This window comes from Frankia sp. CeRuru1 (assembly GCF_977966315.1).
Genome location: NZ_CDWWEW010000364.1, coordinates 1 through 5090 on the forward strand (window position 1 = coordinate 1; position 5090 = coordinate 5090).

The 5090-nt window shown below is 71.8% G+C and carries 2 protein-coding genes and 1 pseudogene; 2 read left to right on the forward strand and 1 reads right to left on the reverse strand.

The window, feature by feature from the left end:
• Together AC08OP_RS20380 and AC08OP_RS20385 are read left to right on the forward strand one after the other, a co-directional pair.
• A pseudogene (locus tag AC08OP_RS20380) lies at positions 1–1643 on the forward strand (hypothetical protein); the annotation flags it as partial.
• Between the two features lie 294 nt (positions 1644–1937).
• On the forward strand, positions 1938–3296 hold the full coding sequence (locus AC08OP_RS20385) for a PP2C family protein-serine/threonine phosphatase (RefSeq protein WP_476615646.1): 1359 nt from the start codon (positions 1938–1940) through the stop codon (positions 3294–3296).
• A 115-nt stretch (positions 3297–3411) separates the two neighbouring features.
• On the opposite strand, the gene AC08OP_RS20390 is transcribed toward AC08OP_RS20385, so the two are convergent.
• Positions 3412–5034, reverse strand: a complete 1623-nt coding sequence (locus tag AC08OP_RS20390; protein ID WP_476615647.1) for a hypothetical protein — start codon at positions 5032–5034, stop codon at positions 3412–3414.
• Between the last annotated feature and the right edge of the window lie 56 nt (positions 5035–5090).

Sequence of the window (5090 nt, forward strand, 5' to 3'; positions counted from 1 at the left end):
ATCCGGGCCCAGGGGGACGGCGGCACCTGGAACGGCTGGAACGGGACGCGGGGAACGCCGTCATCCGGCACGTCGCGGAGGCGTATCGGCAGGAGTGGTCGTACTGGGACGATCGTCTGCACCCGGTCGACCGGCTGCTCGCCGCCTTGGGCGTCCCGCTGGGCATCTCCCTCAGCGACGCGGCGTACGACCCTCTCGTCGATCCGCTCGAGTCACCCATCGACCTCCGCGAGCTCGCCGCGCTACGTGACCTGTTGCACTGCAACCTGCCGCAGCGCGGCGAGCCCGCCCGGTCTCCCCTCGGAGCGGTCGCCCCACGCCCACCCGGCCGCCGTACCGATGTCCTGGCCCGCGCGGCGAGCGACGTCACTCAGGCCATCACTCGACGGCTGGCCCCGGACGCCTACCAGAGCGACCATGACCGCGCTGCCTACGTCGACGCGGTGCACCGCGCGGTGACGACGATGCAGCGCGAGGTCGTGGAGATGTTGACCAGGCTGGTCGCGGGGCTCGCCGCGCTCGCGATCCCGGCGGCGGCCGCGGTAGACCCCGCCGTCTGGGCCGGGCGCCGCATCGATCTGATCCATCAGACGCTGCGGGCCCTCTTCGACCTGTTCGGCCTGCCCGAGGGCTTCGAGTTCGCCAGAGCCCTGGCAGACGAAGTGGTAACAGGCGCCGCGCCGACGGGTGGCGGGTCGCAGTGGCCCCCTGAGTCGGCCGCAGCGAAAGTCGTGCGCCTGCTGCGCGAAACCCATGCCCGGGGAGCCGATGCGTTCCGGCTGCTCGTCCTTTACGCCCCGGGATGGCATACCGCCGAGGACATCCGCGATGACATCGCCTACGCGGGGGCCTACGCTGGGGCCTCCCCGGTCGGGCCACCCGGCCAGCCCGCGTCGCGGGCCCCTGATGCGGAGGTGCTCGGAGCCGGTGCCCGCCCGTATTTCGATCGGTTGATCGCAGTCCAGGCCGCGTCGGGACAAGGCGACGGGCCGCTGACGCAGACCGTGCGGCGCATCGCCGGCCTCTACCTGCCCGGCGCGTCCCACGAACCCGGTCCGCCCGGAGCGCTCGAGAACGATCTACATGTCCTGGGTGCGGAGCTCACCGCCCGCATTTCGCCGACCTGGCCGGACGGTCCCGATCCGGCGATCGCATTCCTCCGGGCCTGCCGGCTTGGCCAGCTGAACGCGGCCCGCGTCTTCGGGCTGCTGGTCCGACACGTTCCGAACTGGGACGACGCCTGGGATCTGCACGAAGCCATCCGCCGGGACGGTGCCCCGGGCCAGGGAACCGCCTATCCGGAGGAGGAGCCGTTGACGGATCCGGAGCTGGCCAGAGCGGCGGAGAGGTACTTCCGCCGAACAGTGCGGGGATCGGAGGCAGATCGCCCCTTCCCCGCCGACCTGGAACGCGTCGTGCGCCGACTGGTGGCGCTCTACCTCCCCGACGACCCGCGGCTGCGGGCCGCGAGCGAGCTGCCCGGCTTCGTCGAGAGCCAGGTGATCGCCGCGATCAGCCGACCCGCACCGCTCAGGCGCCGCCTGCTCCCGTGGCGCGCCAGAACCACCAGGCTCGCCATGACCGCCGTGCTCACCGTGACGTTGTGCCTGACCTTGGTAATCTTCATCACCGTGGTGCGCTGATGCGGCGGCGAACAATCACCGTCTCGCGCCCCCCGACACGGGCCGTCACCGTTCACCGGAGGCATCCTTCGTGGCGTCACCGGAGGCATCCTTCGTGGCGCCCGCCTCGCGGCGGGGCCGCCCGGGCGCCGGCCCTACTCGGCCGCGCCCAAGTCTGGAACAATGCGCAGCACTTGTGTCGGTGTCGCGACACATACCCGGTCTCTTCTGAGTTGATGCCCTTAGGTATGAAGGAAGACGGCTGGCGACACGTCCTACAGCGTGATCGTAATTGCTACGGCGAGGACGGAGGCCATGGGTAGCCCGCTGGTACCGATCATGCTCATTGTGGTGCTGCTGGTGGGTGGGCTGGTCTTCGTCATCCTCAACAACCGACCCGTCCGGCCCGGAGAGAACCAGCGACGCTCCCGTGGCCTCGACCATCAGCGCCACCGATACGGTACGGTGCCGATCCGTGACAGCTCTGACGTCACCCCGCCCGACGGGATCGTCCCCGGCTTCGCCGAGCCGACGCCGGTCTCCTCGGCAACCGGTGCGACGGGCAACACGACGGACAGGTCAGCGGACAGCGCGAGCGGCGTCCCGGACGCAGGCGCGGCATGGGGAGGGGATGTGACCTCGCAGGTTTCCGTCGGCGGCGGTGAAGGCGACCGCGATCCCGAGTCCACCGGCTGGACGCCACCGCCCGCCGGTCAGCCGCACCTCGGGCCCGGTGCCTTCGGTGACGAACGGGCGGATGCCACCCGCTACTACGACCCGGCGACCGGCGACTATCCCCTCCCGCCACCCGGGGAACACGCGCCGGCTCCGCGCGGTGCCGAGCCGACCCGAACGGTTGAGGACACGCCGTGGGAGAGCTCCCCCACGGCGACGACCATCCCCGTGGCTCCGCCCGCTCCCCCGAGGGGGCAGGCGGGCGATCTCATGGCGATCGAGCCGGAGCAGACGACGGCCGCCGCGCTGCGACTCGCCGCCGCGGGGCGCACCCGCCGGGGCAGACGCGGCGGTCCCAACGAGGACGCGTTCGTCGTCGTCGACGGGCTGCTGGCGGTATCGGACGGGGTCGGTGGCGAGGCTGCCGGCCAGATCGCGTCCACGCTGGCGGTCACCACGGTGGCGGGTTTCCGCCCGCAGTACGCCGAGGATCCGCTTGAGGGCCTGCGCAAGGCCGTGGAACGGGCGAACTGGGTGGTCCGGACCCGGGCTCGCGAGGAGCCGGCCTGGCTCGGCATGGCCTGCACGCTGGACGTCGTCATCCTCGGACGCCAGCAGAGCACCGGCGAGTACCTCACCGTCGCGCACGTGGGTGACAGCTCGGTGTGGTTGCAGCCCGGCAAGGGACGGCCGCGGGCACTGACCACGCCGCACGCGATCCGCAACGGTCCCTTGCTCAACGCCGTCGGGCTCGCTGACGAGATCGAGGCGGACATCTTCAGCGAGCCGGTCCGCGCCGGTGACCGGGTCGTTCTCGCCAGCGACGGCATCACCAAGGTGATGAGCCCGGAACAGCTCGACGGCCTGCTGAGCGCGCTGGGGCCCGAGCCGCCCGAGCGGGCCGCGGACGCGCTCGTCGAGGCGGCCCTGCTGGCCGGTGCCCGGGACGACACCACCATCGTCGTCGCGGATCTGGTGTCCGAACCCGCCGCCCGGTGAGTTCGTCCGGCCACCCGGTCACCCGGTCACCTGGACATCCGGTCACCTGGACACCCGGCGCCCGGACGTCCTAGAGGGGCTGAGACACCCGCCCGCCGACAGCCGCCCCGAGAGGTCAGGAGACGCGCTGACCGACCGGGCAGTCCAGGGCGCTGGCGCGGGTCAGGCCGTCGACGGACAGCCGGGCGGACAGGCGCACCGGTCCGGACGACTCGGTGAGAATGCCCGTCCAGCCCCCGGCCGCCCGGAAGACACACGCCGTGCCCCCCGACAGCTGCCAGTAGGGGGTGTAATGCACGAGCACCGTGGCGACCCCGGGCGCGTGGAAGTCGACCGCGACCGAACTCACCCCCAGTTCGGTGAGTGAGGCCGGTCCCTGTACCAGACCCGGGGAGTCGGTGACGAGCCACACCTTCCAGTGCGCGTTCTGCCAGGCGAGCTCGAGATAGGGCAGACCGGCCCGCAGCAGCCTGGCCTCGGCGACCGCGGAGGGATCCAGCTCGACGTCGGGGAGGGCGACGTAGCGGATGCCGCGGGCGAGCAGCCACTCGTGGTAGGTCTCGGCGTTCAGTGTGCCGTCGTAGAACAGCGCGTTGTACTTGCTGTCGAGCTGGCGCAGCCAGCCGCGGGCCATGGGTACGGACGGGGCGACGAAGCGCGCCTCCCAGTGGGCCCGGGTAAAGGGAATCTCCACCCGCCCGGCCGGCACCGGCGCGCCGCGGTCGAGGTAGTCGAGGAGCTCGGTGTAGTAGGCCTTCGACCCGGACGGATCGCCGTGGACGAGCAGCGCCCCGTGCACCGGCCCGATCTGCCAGCCGATCAGCGGGATCGCCGCGACCGCGAGGACGCGGCGGCGTTCGGCGAGCAACAACGCCGCGGCGGGGCCGGCGAGCAGCGTCGCCGGTCGGGTGATGTTCCCGCCGACCTGGGTGGGCACGAAGAAGAAGACCACTGCCGCGGCCGCCCAGAGCAACAGGCCGTGCCGGATGGGCCGGATGAGCCGGGCGTGCCCGGGCACGATGAGCAGGCCGACCGCGATGAGGGTCAACAGCGACAGGAAGGTGACCGCGGGAAAGGGCTGGTACCCGTCCTCGGGAAACGCAAGCGCGACGATGATGCCGGATCCGGCGCCGACGAACGGGAGCGCGCGGCGCCATCCGATCGTCGGCAGCAACGCGAGGCCGACGAGCAGCACGAAGCCGCCGGCCAACGGAGACGCCAGCGACGACAGGACCGCGCCGATCCAGGTCAGCTTCGTGTGCCGTTCCCGCGCGCCGACCAGCGCCAGCGCGCCGAAGGCCATCCCGAGAGCGAACGGCATGCGGCCCACGACGAGGTTCGCCACCGTCGAGACCGCGAACCAGACAAGGACCAGATCATGCCCGGCCCGCCGGCCAGGACCGCGGAGCAACCGGGTCACGATCATCGTCGAGGCGACGCAGGAGATCGCGCCGAGCGGCTGTACCCCGACAAGCGCACCGAGCGGGGGGAACAGCACACTGTAGCCGGGGATGGTGTGACCGCCGTACCACTGATCGTCCCAGAGCACCACTCCGCCGTGCCGGAACAGCCAGACCCGGTACTCCTGGGCGGGGGTGTCCGGACCGGTGATGCCGAGACCGATGCACAGCAGGCAGAGCGCGGCGGTCAGAATCCAGGGCCAGCGGCGAACCGCCACGACGACGGCGAGAACACCCCGCACGAACGGTCCGCGGTGCCGCGGCGGCTCGAGGGCGATGGAAGGGGTCTGGGGCAGTGTGGCCACGCGAGGCTCCGACCCGGGGTGCCCGGGCC

What these genes read in the sequence shown, in the direction of transcription:
- AC08OP_RS20385 (WP_476615646.1), top strand. Translation starts at nt 1,938, where the DNA reads ATGGGTAGCCCGCTGGTACCGATCATGCTCATTGTGGTGCTGCTGGTG.